Source organism: Mesorhizobium robiniae, assembly GCF_040545535.1.
Classification (GTDB): domain Bacteria; phylum Pseudomonadota; class Alphaproteobacteria; order Rhizobiales; family Rhizobiaceae; genus Mesorhizobium; species Mesorhizobium robiniae.
Genome location: NZ_JBEPMC010000009.1, coordinates 111,479 through 130,326, shown reverse-complemented (window position 1 = coordinate 130,326; position 18,848 = coordinate 111,479). Strand labels below are relative to the sequence as shown.

Annotated in this window: 16 protein-coding genes and 1 pseudogene; 9 read left to right on the top strand and 8 right to left on the bottom strand. The window is 61.8% G+C overall.

Annotated elements, in window-relative coordinates:
- Positions 1-3: 3 nt before the first annotated feature.
- Genes ABID19_RS23810 through ABID19_RS23785 form a run of 6 tightly spaced genes read right to left on the bottom strand, consistent with a single transcriptional unit; the run spans position 4 to position 5,934 of the window.
- On the bottom strand, positions 4-1,383 hold the full coding sequence (locus ABID19_RS23810; protein WP_354493369.1) for an aminotransferase family protein: 1,380 nt from the start codon (positions 1,381-1,383) through the stop codon (positions 4-6).
- A 1-nt stretch (position 1,384) separates the two neighbouring features.
- Positions 1,385-3,025 carry a N,N-dimethylformamidase beta subunit family domain-containing protein gene (locus ABID19_RS23805; protein WP_354493368.1) on the bottom strand — a complete coding sequence of 547 codons (1,641 nt, stop codon included), beginning with the start codon at positions 3,023-3,025 and terminating at the stop codon, positions 1,385-1,387.
- A gap of 8 nt (positions 3,026-3,033) precedes the next feature.
- On the bottom strand, positions 3,034-3,798 hold the full coding sequence (locus tag ABID19_RS23800) for an amino acid ABC transporter ATP-binding protein (RefSeq protein ID WP_354493367.1): 765 nt from the start codon (positions 3,796-3,798) through the stop codon (positions 3,034-3,036).
- Positions 3,795-4,454, bottom strand: coding sequence for an amino acid ABC transporter permease (locus tag ABID19_RS23795; protein WP_354493366.1), 660 nt, complete (start codon positions 4,452-4,454; stop codon positions 3,795-3,797). Before ABID19_RS23795 ends, ABID19_RS23800 begins: the two co-directional genes overlap by 4 nt.
- A 12-nt stretch (positions 4,455-4,466) precedes the next feature.
- Positions 4,467-5,114 carry an amino acid ABC transporter permease gene (locus ABID19_RS23790; protein ID WP_354493365.1) on the bottom strand — a complete coding sequence of 216 codons (648 nt, stop codon included), beginning with the start codon at positions 5,112-5,114 and terminating at the stop codon, positions 4,467-4,469.
- 37 nt (positions 5,115-5,151) lie between these two features.
- On the bottom strand, positions 5,152-5,934 hold the full coding sequence (locus ABID19_RS23785; RefSeq protein WP_354493364.1) for an ABC transporter substrate-binding protein: 783 nt from the start codon (positions 5,932-5,934) through the stop codon (positions 5,152-5,154).
- A 136-nt stretch (positions 5,935-6,070) separates the two neighbouring features.
- On the opposite strand from ABID19_RS23785, the gene ABID19_RS23780 reads away from it, so the two are divergent.
- The 9 genes and pseudogenes from ABID19_RS23780 to ABID19_RS34355 form a co-directional block, all read left to right on the top strand.
- Positions 6,071-7,030 carry a LysR family transcriptional regulator gene (locus ABID19_RS23780; RefSeq protein WP_354493363.1) on the top strand — a complete coding sequence of 320 codons (960 nt, stop codon included), beginning with the start codon at positions 6,071-6,073 and terminating at the stop codon, positions 7,028-7,030.
- A 66-nt stretch (positions 7,031-7,096) separates the two neighbouring features.
- Entirely contained in the window at positions 7,097-7,345 is a 249-nt protein-coding gene (locus ABID19_RS23775) for a ParB N-terminal domain-containing protein (protein ID WP_095489540.1), read from the top strand.
- A 130-nt stretch (positions 7,346-7,475) separates the two neighbouring features.
- Positions 7,476-7,961, top strand: a complete 486-nt coding sequence (locus ABID19_RS23770) for an SRPBCC family protein (RefSeq protein ID WP_354493362.1) — start codon at positions 7,476-7,478, stop codon at positions 7,959-7,961.
- Between the two features lie 26 nt (positions 7,962-7,987).
- Positions 7,988-8,944: an alpha/beta fold hydrolase gene (locus ABID19_RS23765; protein ID WP_354493361.1), complete on the top strand. Its 957-nt coding sequence runs from the start codon at positions 7,988-7,990 to the stop codon at positions 8,942-8,944.
- Positions 8,945-9,129: 185 nt separating this feature from the next.
- On the top strand, positions 9,130-9,528 hold the full coding sequence (locus tag ABID19_RS23760; protein WP_354493360.1) for a GFA family protein: 399 nt from the start codon (positions 9,130-9,132) through the stop codon (positions 9,526-9,528).
- A 140-nt stretch (positions 9,529-9,668) separates the two neighbouring features.
- Positions 9,669-9,884 (top strand): hypothetical protein, encoded by a 216-nt coding sequence (locus ABID19_RS23755; RefSeq protein WP_354493359.1) that lies wholly within the window; start codon positions 9,669-9,671, stop codon positions 9,882-9,884.
- Between the two features lie 175 nt (positions 9,885-10,059).
- A complete protein-coding gene (locus ABID19_RS23750) occupies positions 10,060-11,079 on the top strand; it encodes a glycoside hydrolase family 25 protein (protein ID WP_354493358.1) in 1,020 nt (339 codons plus the stop codon).
- A 195-nt stretch (positions 11,080-11,274) separates the two neighbouring features.
- A complete protein-coding gene (locus tag ABID19_RS23745; RefSeq protein WP_354493357.1) occupies positions 11,275-13,473 on the top strand; it encodes an esterase-like activity of phytase family protein in 2,199 nt (732 codons plus the stop codon).
- 48 nt (positions 13,474-13,521) lie between these two features.
- A pseudogene (locus tag ABID19_RS34355) lies at positions 13,522-13,660 on the top strand (GH25 family lysozyme); the annotation flags it as partial.
- A gap of 42 nt (positions 13,661-13,702) precedes the next feature.
- Here the strand turns inward: ABID19_RS34355 and ABID19_RS23735 are convergent.
- Both ABID19_RS23735 and ABID19_RS23730 read right to left on the bottom strand, forming a co-directional pair.
- On the bottom strand, positions 13,703-14,359 hold the full coding sequence (locus tag ABID19_RS23735) for a hypothetical protein (RefSeq protein ID WP_354493356.1): 657 nt from the start codon (positions 14,357-14,359) through the stop codon (positions 13,703-13,705).
- A 278-nt stretch (positions 14,360-14,637) separates the two neighbouring features.
- Entirely contained in the window at positions 14,638-18,417 is a 3,780-nt protein-coding gene (locus ABID19_RS23730) for a vitamin B12-dependent ribonucleotide reductase (protein ID WP_354493355.1), read from the bottom strand.
- Positions 18,418-18,848 lie beyond the last annotated feature (431 nt).

Sequence of the window (18,848 nt, the reverse complement as noted above, 5' to 3'; positions counted from 1 at the left end):
TTTTCAGCCTTCGACCGGCAGATCGAGCTCGCCGGCCAGAACCTGCAGCGAGTCACCGATGATGGCGACGATCTCGCCGATCTGCTCTCGGGTGACGATCATCGGCGGCGCCACCATGAAGTTGTCGCCGTCGACACCACCCTTGACCTTTCGGCCATAGATGATCAGGCCGCGCTCATAGGCGAGGTCGAGCAGTCGCTGGGTGGCCTTCTTCGCCGGTGCGATCGGCCTCAGCGTATCGGGGTCGGCGACCATCTCGGCACCTAGGAGCAGGCCCTTGCCGCGCACGTCGGCAATGAACGGAAACCGCTTGGCCAATCGCTTCAGCTCATCCATCAAAAGATCGCCCATGTCAGCCGCATTGGCGATCAGGCCGAGGCGGTCCATTTCGCCAAGCACGGCGAGCCCGGCGGCGCAGGCGAGCGGATTGCCGGCATAGGTGTGGCCATGCTGGAAGCCGCCGGAAGCGAGCAGCGGCTGTACCAGCCGCATCGGCGCCGCCAGTGCGCCGAGCGGCGCGTAGCCCGAGCCCAGTCCCTTCGACAGCGCGACGATATCGGGTTTGCAGTTCCAATGGTCGCCGCCGAGGAATTTCCCGGTACGGCCCGCACCACTCATCACTTCGTCATGGATGAGCAGGATGCCGTAGCGGTCGCAGATTTCGCGGATACGCGGGTAGTAGCTGTCCGGCGCCACCAGCGCCGCGGTGGCAGCGCCGCCGATCGGCTCCATGATGAAGGCGAGCACGCTCTCCGGTCCCTCGGCGAGGATCTTCTCCTCCAGCATGTCGGCGTAGCGAATGCCGCGCTGTTCCATCGAGAGATTATCGCGGTCGCGCCATGCGGCCGGTGCCGGCACGGTCGGCATGACCTGCATCATTGGTGTGAAAGTTTCGGCCAGCGCGTCGTCGCCGGTGACCGACAGCGAACCAAGCGTGCCGCCATGATAGGAGGGAAAGCGGCTGATAACTTTCCAGCGCTTGGGCTGGCCTGTCGCCACGGCCCACTGCCGGGCAAGCTTGATGCAGGATTCCGTCGCTTCCGAGCCGCCCGAGACAAAAAAGATGCGGTCCATCCCTTCGGGGAGTTTGGTAGCCAATAGCCGCGCGAACTCCTCGGCCGGCTCGTTTTCGAAATGCAGCCGGTAGGCGAAGGTGGCGCGGTCCATCTGCCGCTTCATCGCGTCGAGCACGTTGCGGTTGGAATGACCGATATTGGCGACCATCGGTCCGCTCGATCCGTCGATGAAGCGGCGGCCGTCCTGCGTCCAGATGTAAATGCCTTCGGCGCGATCAACCAGCGGCCGGCGCAGGCTGGACAAATAGAACAGATGCGACGGCGGGCGCGTTTCGGTGTCCGGGGCAGGGCTCTGGGATTTCAGCATGTCAGGACTTTCCAAGATAGCGGTCGAGAACATTTTTGGTGACGCGCTCGACCATCGCGTCCTGCTTTAGCAGGCCGGCGACCCATTCGCAGCTTCCGGCGTGGAACACCTCGCCCTTGCCGCGCGGGAAATTGACGATCATGCCGTTGCTGTGCTTGACCTTGTCGAGATTGGCGTCACTCGCCTCGCCGAACAGCATCTCGGCGGAAAAACGGCCGTCGGCATCGCCGAGAAACTGGTCCTCGAACGCAATGTCGGCACTCTCCTCGACCTGGCTGGCCATGCCGACGGCGAGAATTTGCAGCCCATCGGGTGCGCCGCTGTCTGATGTGGGGTAGGGCAGGCCGCCGCGGATCTCGTGATCGAGCCCGTCGACCTCATAGCCATAGACATGGCTGTCGGCGCCGAGCAGGTCGCCGTAATAGATGCCAGTGCCGGCGAACGCCCAGTGCTCCGGCCGGTAGACGGGAAAGCCGCGCACGCCGCGCGGTGCGCAGCCGCCCCAGCCGGCGTAGAGGCCCTTAGTTGCATTGAGCCCGAAGGTCATGGCACCCGGCCGGCCGATTTCAGGTGCTTCCCAGGAATTGGTGGCGCGGGTCACGTCGCCGCCTCGATAGACCGGATCCTCGGCGCGGGCGCGGTATTTGTAGCAAACTTGACGACGACCTTCGTCCTCCAGCCTGGTCTGCCACATGAAATTGCCGGCGAAGCGCGCCGCATGGCCGCCGCGCTCGACATAGGCGTCGACAGCGTCGCGCATCTCCCAGGTCCAGTATTCGTCATGGCCGACGAAGACGACGCAATCATAGCCGTCGAGGATTTCGGGCGAGAAATGCAATTCGTGCTGGCTGGCGAGATCGACGGCATAGCTGGCACGCTCGGCAAAGCGAAAGAAGTGGCTGTCATAGCTTGCCCAGCCGGACGAGGCATATTTCTTCGAATGGCCGGTGGCGAAGGCCCATTCCATATGCGGATAGCGCGGCACGGTCTTGGGCGGCACGGCGACCTCGAGCGGCACACGCGGCGCCTCCTTCGGCAGAACGACAAAGCCGCGGCACCATGGCCGCTGCGTCGACACCTCAGGAGCATACTGGTCGCGGTTCGGGCCGGTGATGCCCTGATAGTGGTTCGAGCCGCCCCAAGTGTTGTAGGAAAGCCATGTGCCCGTGGCTGCAACCTGCAGCACACGACCGCGTTTCTTGCCGGGCTGCGGACTGACGATGAAAATATGATGGTAGCGGATCGGCTTGCCGTCGCGGCCGTCCGCCGCCAGCGTGACGCGGTAGGCTCCGGACGGCCAGTCGTCGCCGACGCGGAATTCAAACGACGCATCCCAGCCGCAGCCCACGACCGAGCATTGATCGGGTGTATCCTGCCATCGCGCCGCGATCCCAGTTTTCTCGAACATTTTCGTTTCAGTGCCGCCGTCGCGGGTGATCGCCATGCTGAAGCTCGGGGCCGTCGAGCTGACATGCAGCGCCACCATCTCGCCCCGACGGTATGAAAAACGGTCGCTGTAGCACCAGATCTCGCCGCGTTCGCCATCCATCCCTGGCCATTCGTAATAATGGCCGCGCACCGCTTGCCGGCGCTGATGGGGCGTCAGACCGAAATCGGGGAATTTGTCGATCGTGCTGTTCATGGCCTGGCTCACGCAGAAAGATACTTTTTCAGGAACGCGCGGGTCCGCTCTTTTTGCGGAGCGCGGAACATTTCGGACGGCGGACCTTCCTCCACCACCACGCCGCCGTCCATGAACAGCACGCGGTCGGCCACTTCGCCGGCGAAGCGCATCTCGTGCGTGACGATCAGCATGGTCATGTGTTCGGCGGCGAGCTGTTTCATCACCGCGTTGACCTCGTCGACGAGTTCCGGGTCGAGCGCCGAGGTCGCCTCGTCGAACAGCATCACTTTGGGCTGCATGGCGAGCGCGCGCGCAATGGCCACGCGCTGCTTCTGGCCTCCAGAAAGCCTGGAGGGATAAGCGTCGATCTTGTCGGCCAGCCCGACTTTGGACAGCAGGCCATGCGCAAGCGTGTGCGCTTCGCTCTTCGTCATGCTTTTCAGGATCACTGGTCCCATGGCGATATTGTCGAGGACGGTCAGATGCGGGAACAGGTTGAAGTGCTGAAACACCATGCCCATCTGCTGACGCACCTTGTTGATGTGCCGCTCGAAGGCGTGACCGTGCAATGGCTGGTTGACCTTAACGCCGTCGAGCCAGACTTCACCGCTGTCCAGCGTCTCCAGATGGTTGATGGAGCGCAGCAGCGTGCTCTTGCCCGAGCCGCTCGGTCCGATGACCGCCACGATCTGCCCGCGATCGACCGACAGGTCTATGCCCTTGAGGACCTCCGTTGGGCCGAATGATTTCCGGGCGCCGCGAACCTCCACCATTGGCCGCTGCGTGCTCATCGAGAGACCTCCACATGCCGTTCGAACCGGCGCAAACCCGCTTCGAGCACGAGGTTCAGGATGTAATAGAGTGCGGCCGCCGTGATGTAGAATTCAAACGGCCGAAACGTTTCACTTATCGCCAGTTGAGCCGAATGAACCAGTTCCGCGATGCCGATGACCGAAACGATGGAGGATTCCTTCAGCAGCGCGATCATGTTGCCGCCGATCGGCGGCGCAGTGTTACGGATGGCTTGCGGTATCACGACATAGCGCAGCGTTTGCCACCTGCCGAAACCGATGCTGCGCGCGCCTTCGGTCTGGCCGATATCGACTGCTACGATGCCGGCGCGGACGACATCGGCATTGTAGGCCGCAAAATGCAGGCCAAGTCCGACAATGCCCGCGCCAAGGGCGGGGATGTCGATGCCGATCTGAACCAGGCCGAAATAGATCAGGAACAGTTGGAGCAGGAGTGGCGTGCCCATGAACACCCACATCAGGAAACGCATGGGATAGGCGACAATCGCAGGCGCATAGAGCACGGCGACCGCAAACACGATGCCGCAGATGAAGCTGAGAGCTCCCGCCGATACCGTCAGCAGGACCGTCCACCACACGCCCATCGCCAAGATGTCGGCATATGGCAGGACGACGCTGAAATCCAAGCCTTGCATCGTGCTCTCCGGTCAGGCGATTGCGAAGCGCTTGTCGAGCAGATCGACGACCCGGGCAACGGCGTAGACCATGGCCATGTAAAGCAGGGCCGCGATGCCGAAGATCTCGAACGGCTTATAAGTGGAGCCGATGAAGCGCTGCGCCGTGTAGGTCAATTCCACGACCGAGATGGTGGACACCAGAGCCGACCCCTTCAAAAGCGCCACCGTGTTGACGCCGAGCGGTCGTATCATCAGCCGCGCGGCTTGCGGCAACACGACCTTGCGCAGCGTCTGGAAGCGGCTGAAGCCTATTGTGCGTGCAGCCTCTATCTGGCCCCGGTCGACAGCAACCAGCGCACCGCGGATCGATTCCGCCATATAGGCGCCTATGTTGAGGCCGAGGCCGATGACGCCGGCTGTAAAGGGCTCAAGATTGATGCCTATCTGTGGACCACCGAAATAAAGCACGAAAAGCTGGATCAGGCAGGGCGTGCCGCGAAACAGGCTGACATAAAGCGTGCCGATTGCCCGCAGCGGAGCTTGCCTCGACATTTTGGCGGCCGCAGCCAGTGCCGCGACCACCAGGCCCAGAACCAGGGCCAGCGCCGTAATCTCGATCGTCACAAAGGCGGCTTCCACGAAGAACGGGAAGACACGCTGTATCAGGGAGAAATCCATCCCGGGAGACTTCCAGACAGCCTTGGCTGGTCAGGGATCAGCGGATGTCGCTGCCGACCCATTCCATCGAGATCTTCTCGTAGGTGCCGTCCGCCATCATGTCATCCAGCGCCTTCTGCATGGCAGCCTTCAGCTCCGGATTGTCCTTGCGAATGGCGATCCCGATGGCGACGCTGCCGCCTTCAATACCAGGCGTATCGAGCTTGCGGATCTTCGCGCCCGTTTGCTTGACGGCGACCATGACCGGAATGTTGTCGACGACAATGGCGTCGACGCGGCCCGCCTTCAGCTCCAGCATCAGTTCCGGCAGTCCCTTATAGGTGCGGAGCTCCCAGCCGCCCTTTTCGCGCGCCCACTTCTCATGCGTCTCGCCGAGCGTGACGCCAAGGGTCTTTCCCTTCAGGTCGTCCAGGCTCTGCACCTTGGAATCCTCGTTCACGAAAACCGCGCGGCCGGCGTGGTAGTAAGGGCCGACGAAGTCAACCACCTTCTCGCGCTCTGGCGTGATCGTCATGGAGCCGACGACGGTGTCGTATTTGTTGGCGAGCAGGCCGGCGATGATGCCGTCCCAGGCTGTCGTGACGATGGTGCCGTTGACGGCCATGCGCTCGGCGATCGCCTTGCCGATGGAGGCATCGAAGCCGACCACCTCGTTCTGGTCGTTGACGAAGTTGAAGGGCGGATACTGACCGCTCATGGAAATCTTCAGCTCGCCCGCCGCCTTGATCTTCTCCAGGTCGTCGGCCCTGGCCGAAACGGCTGTGAGGGCCAAGGCAAGCAGCAAGGCCGTGACCGCGATGCCGGAAAATAGTCTGTTCATCTGGTTTTCTTGTCCTCTGGATGGAGTGCAAAGTCTTGTTCTTGGGACGCACGGCGGTGCCTTCCGGATTTCATGATTGCCTTTGCGGCAGCATTGCGCAAATAGATAATGGGAATAGAGAGCATAGATATCGGGAATGGATTCGCCGCGCTCCGAAAGGCTGGTCTGGGATCTGGACTGGAACCTTCTTCGAACTTTCGTGGTGATCGCGGAAGTGAAGAGCATCACCCGTGCGGCCGAACGGCTCAACCTGAAACAGCCGAGCGTCAGCAATGCCTTGCGCCGGCTGGAGGATCGCGTTGGACGCCGGCTGATCGAGCGCGATGCCACGCGTTTCGAGCTTACCGAGGTTGGACGCCTGCTCTACGAGCAGAGCATCGAGGTGTTTGGCACCATTTCGCAATTGCCGCTGCTGATGCGGGGTGTCAGCGATGATGTCACCGGTCACGTCAACATCGCGATGGCCAGCCACGTCGTCTCGCCGCTGTTCGACCGCGCGCTATCCCAATTCCACAGCAGCTATCCGCGCGCCAGCCTCACCATCACAGTCGCGGCGAGCACCGAAGTGACCAAGCAGGTGCGAGAGCGCCGCGCTTCTTTCGGTGTCTGTCTGGTCAGCCAGCGCGATCCGGCGCTCGAATACACTATGGTCTATCGCGAGTTCTTCGGCTTCTTCTGCGGGCCGCACCACAGGCTCTATGGGCGAGCCGGCCTGACGCTGGCCGATCTCAGGGGCGAGCCTTCCGTATCGTTCCAGACGGACCATATTTCGGATGCATTGCGGCCGGTTGCGCTGCTGCGCAGTGAGGCCAAGCTCGACGCCGAAGTTGTCGGTGTGTCTTCGAGCCTGGAGGAGGTGCGGCGGATGATCGTTGCTGGGCTTGGCATCGGGCCGCTGCCGCTGCATGTTGCGCGGCGAGACGTGGCCGATGGATTGCTGTGGTGGCTGCCGCCCTATCAGGCGCCGCCCGCCATTGACATCTTCCTGCTGGTGAACCCCGACAACACATTGAACCGCGCCGAAAAAGCGCTGCTCTCGGGGCTGCAGGCGCTGATCGCCGCGACGCCGCTCGAGGATCGCATCTACAATGGTTGAAGGCGCTCTTGGCGCTTATCGCCAGACGGACTATCAAGGGTGGCCTTTTCCGCTACGGGAGCCGACATGCTGAGAGTGCAAAAGGTCAGGGTTGACGACATCTACGTGCCGACCGCGCGCAAGAAGACGCTGCATCCCGAGACCGTCCGGCATCTTGCCGAGGACATTCTGGAAAACGGCATGAAGACGCCGATCCAGGTGCGCCATGACGGCAAGCGCCATATCCTGGTCGAAGGCCTGCACCGGCTGGAAGCGGCGAAATGGCTCGGCGAGACCGATATCGACGCCTATCTGGTGCAAGCCAAGCGCCACTAAACTCTCATTCCGCGGGAATCGACCTGGCGAAGTTTTTCGCGAGACCGGTGTCGGGCTGCGCGTTGCCCGCTCGTCCTTGAGACGGAACCAGAATTCAAGCCAACTTTTTTGCAAGCAGTGAGGAGACATCATGACCACCAAGCTCGACATCGCCCCCAGCTCCGACCGTGAACTGGTTCTCGCCCGCATCATCGATGCGCCGCGCGAGAACGTCTATCGCTGCTGGACCGAGCCGAAGCTCGTGACGCAATGGTTCGCGCCAAAGCCGTGGACGACGCCGCGCGCCGAAATGGACGTGCGTACCGGCGGCTCCAGCCTCGTCGTCATGGCGGGACCCGACGGCAATGAATTTCCGAACCCCGGCATCTTCCTCGAAGTCGTGCCGGGCAGGAAGATCGTTCTCACCGACGCCTATACGAAGGCGTGGGAGCCGTCGGAAAAGCCGTTCATGACGGTCGTGCTGACCTTCGAGGATGAGGGCGAGGGCAAGACCCGTTACATCGCCCGGGTCGCGCATTGGTCCGTCGCCGACCGCGAACAGCATGAGAAGATGGGCTTTCACGAGGGCTGGGGCCAGTGCGCCGACCAGCTCGAAGAACTCGCCAAACGGCTTTGATATCAGCGGGACGCAAGGAGACCGACATGTCCAGATCGATGTTTTTCGCCATTTTCGCCTCGGCCGCAGCGCTCTTCGCCGCGCCGGCCCCCACCATGGCCGAGGAGGCAAAGCCCGCCATGACCGCTGAAACGAAAGCAATGCCGCACCCGGCGAAATCCGGCCTGCTGCCGATCAACGGCCTGAACTACTATTACGCCGTCTACGGCAAGGGCGAGCCGCTGCTTCTGCTGCATGGTGGTCTCGGCACGACCGACATGTTTGCGCCGATCCTGCCGAAGCTTGCCGAAAACCGCACCGTCATCGGCGTCGACCTGCACGGCCACGGCCGCACCGCGCTCGGCGACCGGTCATTGAGCCTGGAGGCGATGGGCGACGACATGGCGGCGATCGTCAAGGCGCTCGGCTACGAACAGGTCGACGTCATGGGTTATTCGCTGGGCGGCGGTGTCGCCTTCCGCATGGCCGTCCAGCATCCCGAGGCCGTGCGCCGGCTGGTCCTGGTTTCGACCGGCTATGCTGCCGACGGTTTTTATCCCGAGATGCGCGGCCAGCAGGCGCAGGTCGGCGCGGCGATGGCCGACATGATGAAGGACACGCCGATGTACAAATCCTACGCCGCGGTAGCACCGCACCCGCAGGATTTTCCGAAGCTGCTCGATCAGCTCGGCGCCTATATGCGCAAGGACTACGATTATTCCGCCGACGTGCCGAAGCTGAAGATGCCGGTGATGCTGGCTTTCGGCGACGGCGACATGTACCGGCCCGAGCACGAGATCAAGTTCTATCAGTTGCTCGGCGGCGGGTTGAAGGACGCCGGCTGGATGCGCGAGAACCTGTCGCAGAACCGGCTGGCCATCCTGCCGAACCGCACCCATTACGATGTGTTCTTTGCGCCGGAATTGACAGCCGCCGCACTGCCCTTCCTCAATGGCGAGACCAAGGTGAAGACCTGGGACGAGATCGTCAGCGAAACGAACTGACCGCCTGACAATCGCCTGCCGGCCGTCTTCCGCAAGACGGCCGGCAACGCTTGTTACGCGCCTCACCGCGCCGCAAGTTCCGCCGGCCACATCACGCCAACAGATGGCGCCATCAAAGCATTTCAATTGACGCTCCGGTGCCGGCAGCTACCTTGGCGCCAATCCTGGGAATGAGGGACGCAAACATGGCTAGGTATCAGGGTGGCTGCCTGTGCGGCGCGGTGCGCTACCGTACTGATGCCGCGCCAATCAACGAGCGCGTCTGCCATTGCAGGCTTTGCCAGAAGGCGCTGGGCGCGGCCTTCAACGCCCGCGTGCTGTTCCGCATCGACGACGTGACGACAGAAGGGCCGGTGGCGTTGGTGCATTCCTCGCCCGATCTCAAGCGCGGCTTCTGCCCGGCCTGCGGCACGACGCTGTTTTCCCGACGCGACTCCGCCGGCATCATCGGCATCACCTCCGGCTCGCTCGACGACCCTTCGGTATTCAAGCCGCAGATGCATATGTGGACCGCCTCGAAGCAGCCCTGGGTACAGCTCGACGACGGACTGCCGCAATATGAAGGCGCGCCGCCGCCCGCCTAACCTTTTCCCACAACGGGAGAGGCAAAGGTGCGTGCCCAATTTTTTTCATCCGGGACACGAGATAGCCGGCAAAGCGTCATTGGCGAGCCATCATTGCCACCTATCTATTGGTTGCGGGTCGGCGGTCGAGGAGGCGACGGATGAACGATAAAATCAACACCCTGGATGAGCTTTTGAGCGATCCGATGGTCAAGCTCGTGATGGAGCGTGACCGCGTGCAGCCGGCTGAGCTTCGCACGCTACTTGAAGAAAAGGTTCGCCGGGCGGAGGATGATACGCCGGTCAATCCCGATCGCTTTGTGCCGCCAGCTCACATGGTGGCCAAGACCTGCCAAAAACTATGGCTGTGCAGCTAGGCAGCGGTGCCTGACAAGGTCAGCGGCCCTTCGCGCTGTTCAGCCAGCGCTTCGATGAGCAGGCGCTAACAATTTGATTCAAACTTTGTTGGTAATTTCTCGTTAGTAATCTGGACTGGTTTGTCCGGCGGCGTTGTCTTGCCATCGGTCTGTTGTGTTTTGCGTACAGGTCCAGATGCGGTTATCAGGCGTCGTCATCTTCTCGATCGCAGCGCTGTGCCTTGCCGGCTGCACCTCGACGTCCGGCGTCGACGCGCTGCAAGTGCCGTCCAGCGAGACGACCAGCTCGGTTATGCGGCCGCCCGCGCCGGTGGCCTCGGTCGATGCGGCCGATGCCGCACCCGCCTTCGCTGAGGAAGAGGCGATGGACCAAGCCGTGGCGATGGCCCCTCCAGAGCCTGTGGAAAGCATCGAACCACCCGCCGAGCCGATTGCCCTGGTGGCGCCGCCGAAGCGGATCGCACGCGCGACACCGATCCTCGCCGAGCCGGTCCAGCGCTATCGTTTTCGTGACGCCAAGCCGATCAATTTCGGCAAGGCCTCGCCCAGGCACCTCGCCGTTCACGGCGTCGATGTCTCGCGCTGGCAGGGCAATGTGAACTGGGACAAGCTGCGCGCGCAGGGTGCGAACTTCGCCTATATCAAGGCGACGGACGGCGGCGATCACCTCGACCCAATGTTCATGAAGAACTGGCGCAATGCCGACGCCGCCGGCCTCAAGCGCGGCGCATACCATTTCTTCTACTGGTGCCGTACGGCAGGCGAGCAGGCCGACTGGTTCATCCGCAACGTGCCGAGGGTCGAGGGTGCGCTGCCGCCGGTGATCGATGTCGAGTGGAACGGTGAATCCAGCTGCAAGCGGCGGCCGTCGCGGCAAAAGGTGCTGGAGAAGATGCAGGTCTTTATGGACAAGCTGGAGCGCCACTACGGCCAGCGGCCCATCATCTACACCGCGCCCGATTTCTACCGCGACAATCTCAGAGGCGCTTTCCCAGACTATCCGTTCTGGCTGCGGGCGGTGGCACAGCACCCGTCAAAGGTCTATCCCGGCCGCAAATGGGTGTTCTGGCAGTATTCCGGCTCCGGGCTGTCGCACGGGGTGAGGGGCCGCATCGACCTCAACGTCTTCCATGGTGACGAGAGAGCCTGGCGGAACTGGGTAGGCGGGCGGCAGATGGTAGCCGAGGCGGAGTAGGGGCCGGCTGGGGAGCATCCTGCCGCTCGCGCCTGCGGCACTGATCGCGGCCGCAGAAGCCACCGTTTGCAGGCATTGGCGTGAATATTGAGGAACCCTGACCGACTGTCGCGGAATTGTCATGGATCCGTCATCGCATTGAAATGTCGCTCCTCCAAAGCAGGTGGCTTCCATTCGAACAGGAGACGCCACCCCGTGCCCCGCCATTCCGCGCTTTTCGTCCTGACGGCAGCGCTTGCTGCCTCCGTTTCGCTGCCGGCCCATGCCGACATGATGTTCAACCGGGTGGCGAGCTTCGCGGTCGCCGGAAACCTCCCAGCGGACGTCGAGAAGACCACGCCGACTTCGTCCGAAATCATCGCGGCTAGCGCAGACGGCATGACGCTGGTCTATTCCGACAGCCCGCTCGGTGCCGTCGGCTTCGTCGACATCGCCGATCCCAAGTCGCCCAAGGCCGGCGGCATCGTCAAGATCGATGGCGAGCCGACCTCGGTCGTTGTCCTCGGCGGCAAGGTGCTGGCCGGCGTCAACACATCGGAGAGCAAGGCCAAGCCTTCGGGCAACCTCACCGTCATCAATCTTGCCTCCAAGGCGATCGAAAGCACCTGCGACCTCGGCGGCCAGCCGGACTCGCTGGCGCTGAGCAAGGACGGCAAGTTCCTCGCCATCGCCATCGAGAACGAGCGCGACGAGGAGGTGAACGACGGAGAAATACCGCAGATGCCGGCGGGCGACCTCAAGATTTTCGCGCTTGCCGAAGGCCAGCCCGATTGCGCGACGATGAAGACCGTGAACCTGTCGGGCATTGCCGAAGTCGCGGGGGACGATCCCGAGCCGGAATTCGTCGCCTTCAACGAGGCCGGCGAGATAGCGGTCACGCTGCAGGAAAACAATCACATCGCCATCGTCAATGCCGAAACCGGCGCGATCGTCACGCACTTCTCCGCGGGTTCCGTCACACTGGACAAGATCGACACCAAGAAGAACGGCGCCTTTTCCTTCGACGGCAAAATGGAAAACGTCGCGCGCGAACCCGACGCCGTGAAATGGCTCGACAATGACCGTTTCGTCGTCGCCAACGAAGGCGACTACAAGGGCGGCTCGCGCGGCTTCACGATCTTCAGCAAGAAGGGTGAGGTTCTCTACGAATCCGGCCCGTCCTTCGAGTATGAGGTCGCCAATGCCGGTCATTATCCCGACGCCCGCAACAAGAAGGGCATCGAGCCGGAAGGTGTCGAGACCAGCACGTTCGGCGAAGACAGGTTGATTTTCGTCGCTTCGGAGCGCGGGTCCGTTATCGGCGTCTACAAGGACACGGGTGCCGAGCCTCAGTTTGTCCAGCTCCTGCCATCCGGCATCGGCCCGGAAGGCCTGGTCGCGATCCCGTCGCGCAATCTCCTGGTCACCGCCAACGAGACCGACCTGGTCGAGGACGGGCTCGCCCGTTCGCATGTGATGATCTACGAGCGCTTCGAGGGTCCCGCCACTTACCCGATGATCACGGCAAAGCTTACGGCAGACGGCACGCCGCTCGGCTGGGGTGCGCTTTCGGCGCTCGCGGCCGGCGACGCCGCCGGCAAGCTCTTCGCTGCCTCGGACTCGTTCTACGCCAACGCGCCCTCGATCTTCGAGATCGATGCCACGCAGACGCCGGCGCTGATCACCGGCAAGACCATCGTCACGCGTGGCGGCCATCCTGCACAGAAGCTCGACATTGAAGGCCTTGTCGCCGACGGTGAAGGCGGCTTCTGGCTCGCCAATGAAGGCGATCCGGCAAAGCTCGTCCCGCACGCCATCCTGCGCGTCGACGACAAGGGCGAGATCAAGCAGGAAATCGGCTTCCCGATGGAATTGCTCGCCCGCCAGACCCGCTTCGGTCTCGAAGGCATCACCACCATCGGCGAAGGCGACGACCTGACGCTGGTAATGGCAGTGCAACGTGAATGGGCCGACGATCCGAAGGGCCAGGTCAAGCTTTTGGCCTACAAGCCGAAGGCCAAGGAATGGTCGGCGGTGCGCTACCCGCTCGAAGCCACCGAAGCCGGGTGGATGGGCCTGTCGGAGATCACCGCGCATGAAGGCAAGCTCTACATCCTCGAACGCGACAACCAGATCGGCGACCTGGCCAAGGTGAAGCGCGTCTATTCCGTGGCGCTCGATGCCTTCAAACCGGCGAAGCTCGACGGCGAACTACCGTTGGTGGAAAAGACGCTGGTGCGCGACATCATCGGCGACCTGAAATCAGCCACCAACGGCTATGTCGTCGACAAGGTCGAAGGTTTCACCATCGACAAGAACGGCGATATTTTCGTCGCCACCGACAATGACGGCGTCGATGATTCCTCCGGCGAAACGCTGTTTTTACGCCTGGGCAACATCAGCGCCGTGAACTGAACCCCAAAGGGAGGGTCGATCCGCAAAGCGGGTCGACCGCTCCGGCAGCGCGGCGCCTTCCTGGACTACCATTCTGGCTGCGCGCCGTGGCGCAGCACCGTCAAGGGTCTATCCCGGCCACAAATGACTGTTCTGGCAATATTCCGGCTCCGGCCTGCCGCACGGTGTGAGAGGCCACATAGAGGTTTGCCCTTCTCCCACGAGGAAAGAAGGGCTCGTCGTTACGATCCTAACTCGCCGGTGGATGTGGAGGAGTCGGTGGAGTTCGCCGATCTTTCGCGGGCGCGCGCAATTCTTCCTCGACGCTCAAGATAACTTCTTCGATCCGGAGTGCGAGGTTGTGTCCAATAGCCACGTATCGAGCATCCTCAACTGACCAGAAAAGCTGGGAGTCGAGCAGTGACAACACGACAAGATTATCTATCTCCGGATAGCTTTGTTTGATCAAAGAGAGAGTTCCGATCGTCAATCTCGTTGAGAGAGGAGGCTTCTTTGTGTTCCAGAGGTGAACCGCACATCTTTTGCCGTCTATCACTGTCCCAAAATCCGCCGTGAAGCCGAGTTTGAAGACATCGTTCGGGCTGGTGTAAATGTGGCTCTTAACCTCAAAAAGTTTTGCGGGATGAGAAGCACGCCAATTCAAGAGGGTTGCGAGGCCCGCTTGGACGGAAGTTCGTTCTGGCAGTTTTGTTATGCGACCTACGGATTCGAGCACACTCTCTATGCTCTCGCCCTTCGCGAGCAATCGACTAGCGTGAAGGCGTAGTGAGCGATGAAAGTCATAGGGAGCATCGCTCGGAGAGAGCCTTTTTCGCAGCTCAGTGCGCTGAGGCTTCGTATTGAGAGAGATCAATTTTAGATAAGCTGAGGTTCCAAATTTAGGCATTTTCTATGTCCTATGTTGCCTCAGCTACCTCGACTCTAAGTCCCGACTCCCCATATGATAACCTTGCTACAGGAGAGGTCGTCAGGTCTCTTCGTCCCGCGTTGGCTTCGGCTTATTCGCGGCATCCAAGGCCGGCCCGGGAAGGTCGGCCTTGGTGTTTTCAGAGGATGTCACATAAAGACATCCTTATACGCTGTACCCTTTTTGTTCCTCTTGCTATTTCGGCCCGATCTTGCGACCGGGCCGACCATGTTACGTTTTAACGTTTCAGATTTTCCTCAACTACATCCGCTCGTAGCCCCGCACGTATCGCACTTCTCACAAGTCCCGTTCCGCACCATGGTGAAATTCTGGCACTCGGAGCAGGAATTGCCGGTGTAGCCCTGGAGCAGCGATTTGGCGCGGCGGTCGGCGGCGAGCTTTTTCGCCTCGGCTGCTTCGTTGGCTGCGGCGTCGGTGAACAGCGCCGCGGTAGCATCTGAAGCGGCACCGGCCGCCTCCTCGAAGGCGATGTCCTCGATCAGCTCCTTTGCCCGCTCCTCGTAATCGCGCTTGTAGGCGGTGGCTTCCTCGCTGGCCGGCTTCAGCGCCAGCACGTTGGAGCCGGAGAACGCCGTCGGCGCGGAGCGGGCACTGGGCGAGCCCGAACCGGCAAAGCCCTTCGGATCGTTGCCGCTCACCCTCGACACCAGTTTCACCGGCGAGGCGCCGCGGGTCAGGCCCTTGGAGACGGCGTCGGTCTTGCCTTCGCTGATGCCGCGGCCAAGAGCTGTGTTGGAAAAATCCGACTGGTCGACATGGGCGAGGTCGTTGCGGCCGAGATAGGAGATGGCGAGCTCGCGGAACACATAGTCGAGGATCGACGTCGCGCTCTTGATGGCGTCGTTGCCCTGCACCATGCCGGCTGGCTCGAATTTGGTGAAGGTGAAGGCGTGGACATATTCGTCGAGCGGCACGCCATATTGCAGGCCGAGCGAGATGGCGATGGCGAAATTGTTGAGAAGGCCGCGCAAGGTCGCGCCCTCCTTGTTCATGTCGATGAAGATCTCGCCGAGACGGCCATCGTCATATTCGCCGGTGCGCAGGAAGATGGTGTTGCCGCCGATCTTGGCCTTCTGCGTGTAGCCTTTGCGGCGGCCGGGCAGCTTTTCCTGCTCGCGCGACACCCGCTCGATGATGCGCTCGACGATCCGCTCGGTGATCTGTGCCGCGCGTGCCGCCGCCGGCGCCGCGATCAGCTGCTCGACGGCATCGTCCTCGTCGTCATCGACGTCGGCAAGCAGCGAGGCGTTGAGCGGCTGGGAGAGCTTCGAGCCGTCGCGATAGAGCGCGTTGGCCTTCAGCGCCAGCTTCCACGACAGCATGTAGGCGCCCTTGGCGTCTTCCACCGTCGCGTCGTTCGGCATGTTGATGGTCTTGGAAATGGCGCCGGAGATGAAGGGCTGGGCCGCCGCCATCATCTGGATGTGGCTGTTGATCGACAGCGAGCGCTTGCCGATCTTGCCGCACGGGCTGGCGCAGTCGAACACGGGCAAATGCTCGGCCTTCAGGAACGGCGCGCCTTCCAGCGTCATCGCACCGCAAACATGGATGTTGGCGGCCTCGATGTCCTTCTTCGAGAAGCCAAGCGCCGGCAGCATCTCGAACGAAAAATCGTTGAGCTGCTCGTCGGTGAAGCCAAAAGTCTCCTTCACCCAGTCCGCACCCAGCGTCCACTGGTTGAAGACGAACTTGATGTCGAAGGCCGATTTCAATGCCGCGTTAAGTGCCGCGATCTTGTCGTCGGTAAAACCCTTGGCCTTGAGCGAGCCGGGGTTGACGGCGGGCGCCTGGTTGAGATTGCCGTGGCCGACCGCATAAGCTTCGATCTCGGCGATCTGGCTTTCCGAATAGCCAAGCGTGCGCAACGCTTCAGGGACGGCACGGTTGATGATCTTGAAATAGCCGCCGCCGGCCAGCTTCTTGAACTTCACCAGCGCGAAGTCGGGCTCGATGCCGGTGGTGTCGCAATCCATCACCAGGCCGATCGTGCCGGTCGGCGCGATCACGGTCGCCTGCGCATTGCGGTAGCCATGCTCTTCGCCGAGCTCGATGGCGCGGTCCCAGGCAGCCTTGGCATGGGCGGCAAGCTCCGGCTGCTTCAGGTCGGAGGCGACCAGCGGCACCGGATTGACGGCGAGCTTCTCGTAGCCATCCCTGTCGCCATAGGCAGCACGGCGATGGTTGCGCATGACACGCAGCATGTTCTGCGCATTGCGGTCGTAGTCGGGGAAGGCGCCGAGCTCGGCGGCCATTTCGGCCGAGGTGGCATAGGCCGTGCCGGTCATGATCGCGGTGAGCGCTGCGCAGATGGCGCGGCCCTCGTCGGAATCATAGGGAATGCCCGAGGTCATCAGCAGGCCGCCGATATTGGCGTAGCCGAGGCCGAGCGTGCGGTATTCGTAGGAGAGCTTGGCGATCTCCTTCGACGGGAACTGCGCCATCATGACGGAAATTTCCAGCACCATGGTCCACAGCCGCACCGTGTGCTCGTAGGCTGCGATGTCGATGGTACCGTCCGCGTTGCGATACGGCAGCAGGTTGATCGAGGCCAGGTTGCAGGCGGTGTCGTCGAGGAACATGTATTCCGAGCACGGATTGGACGCCCGGATCGCACCGGCCGAAGCGCAGGTGTGCCAGTCGTTCATCGTCGTGTTGAAGTGGAGGCCCGGATCGGCCGACGCCCAGGCGGCATAGCCGATCTTTTCCCATAGATCCCTGGCCTTCAGCGTCTTCAGCACCTTGCCGTCCTTGCGTGCGGTGAGGTGCCAGTCGCCGTCCTGCTCTACGGCGCGCAGGAAATCGTCTTTCAGCGAGACCGAATTGTTGGAGTTCTGGCCCGAAACGGTGAGGTAGGCATCCGAATCCCAGTCGGTGTCGTAGGTCTTGAACGACATCGAGGTGTAGCCCTGCTTGGCGAACTGGATGACGCGGTAGATGTAGTTCTCCGGCACCCCGTCCTTCTTGGCCAGCTTGATCTCGCGCTTCAACGCGGTGTTGATCGCAGGATCGAAGCAATCGTCGTCCTGGCCTTCGCAGTTGATGCAGGCCTTCATGATCGCTTCGAGGTGCTTCTTCACGATCTTGGAGCCGGTGACCAGCGAGGCAACCTTCTGCTCCTCATTGACCTTCCAGTCGATGAACTCCTCGATATCGGGATGGTCGGCGTCGACGATGACCATCTTTGCAGCGCGGCGCGTCGTGCCGCCCGACTTGATGGCGCCCGCGGCGCGATCGCCGATCTTGAGGAAGCTCATCAGGCCGGACGAGCGGCCGCCGCCGGACAGCTTTTCGCCTTCGCCGCGCAGGAACGAGAAGTTGGAGCCGGTGCCGGAGCCGTATTTGAACAGGCGCGCTTCACGCACCCACAAATCCATGATGCCGCCTTCGTTGACGAGATCGTCCTGCACGCCCTGGATGAAGCAGGCATGCGGCTGCGGATGCTCGTAGGAAGACTTCGACTTGGTCAGCTTGCCGGTGAACGGGTCGACATAGAAATGACCCTGGCTCGGACCGTCGATGCCGTAGGCCCAGTGCAGGCCGGTGTTGAACCATTGCGGCGAGTTCGGCGCGACGCGCTGGGTGGCCAGCATATAGGCGAGCTCGTCGCGGAAGGCGCGCGCGTCTTCCTCCGACTTGAAATAGCCGCCCTTCCAGCCCCAATAGGTCCAAGTACCGGCGAGGCGATCGAAGACCTGGCGGGCGTCGATCTCGGAGCCGTAGCGTTCGGCCTCGGGCAATTTTGCCAGTTCGGCCTCGTCGGCAACGGAGCGCCAGAGGAAGGAGGGGACGTCGTTCTCCTCGACCTTCTTCAGCCGAGCCGGCACGCCGGCCTTGCGGAAATATTTCTGCGCCAGGATGTCGGCGGCAACTTGGCTGAACTGCGCCGGCACATCGATATTGTCCAAGCGGAACACCACCGAGCCATCCGGATTCTTGATCTCCGAAAGCGCCTTGCGGAATTCGATCTCCGCGTAAGCCGATTGACCCTGCTTGGTGAAACGACGCTCGATGCGCATTGGCCCTTTTCCTTTTGTCTATATATAGCGCTTTTCCCCGGGGATTTCTGCCCCCAATGCGAAACGCGCATGTCCGCCGTCTGCCGGCGTTCGAAAACGACCGGCTCCTTTTCACAGCCTCCGCCCGCTCTGCTGGTCAAACTCCTTGCGAAGTCCCTGATCCAACGCGCCGGCGAACCCTGTGGGTCCCTCAAAACTGAAACTTTTTCGACTCCCTCAATCGAGGGGAAGTCCACACTATCTAGCGCCGAACCTACCTGCAAACACTAAATATAGTGTTAACAACAATTTATTCCAGTCCGACAATTTTCCCTTTCGTCTCCCCAAGCCCACTAATCCCAGCGCTTCCGCCGGCCTCGTAACCAGGCGGAAATGCGGGCAAAACGCACAAAATCCGGGAAAAAGACCGGGCTCAGAACTTTCCGGTCACG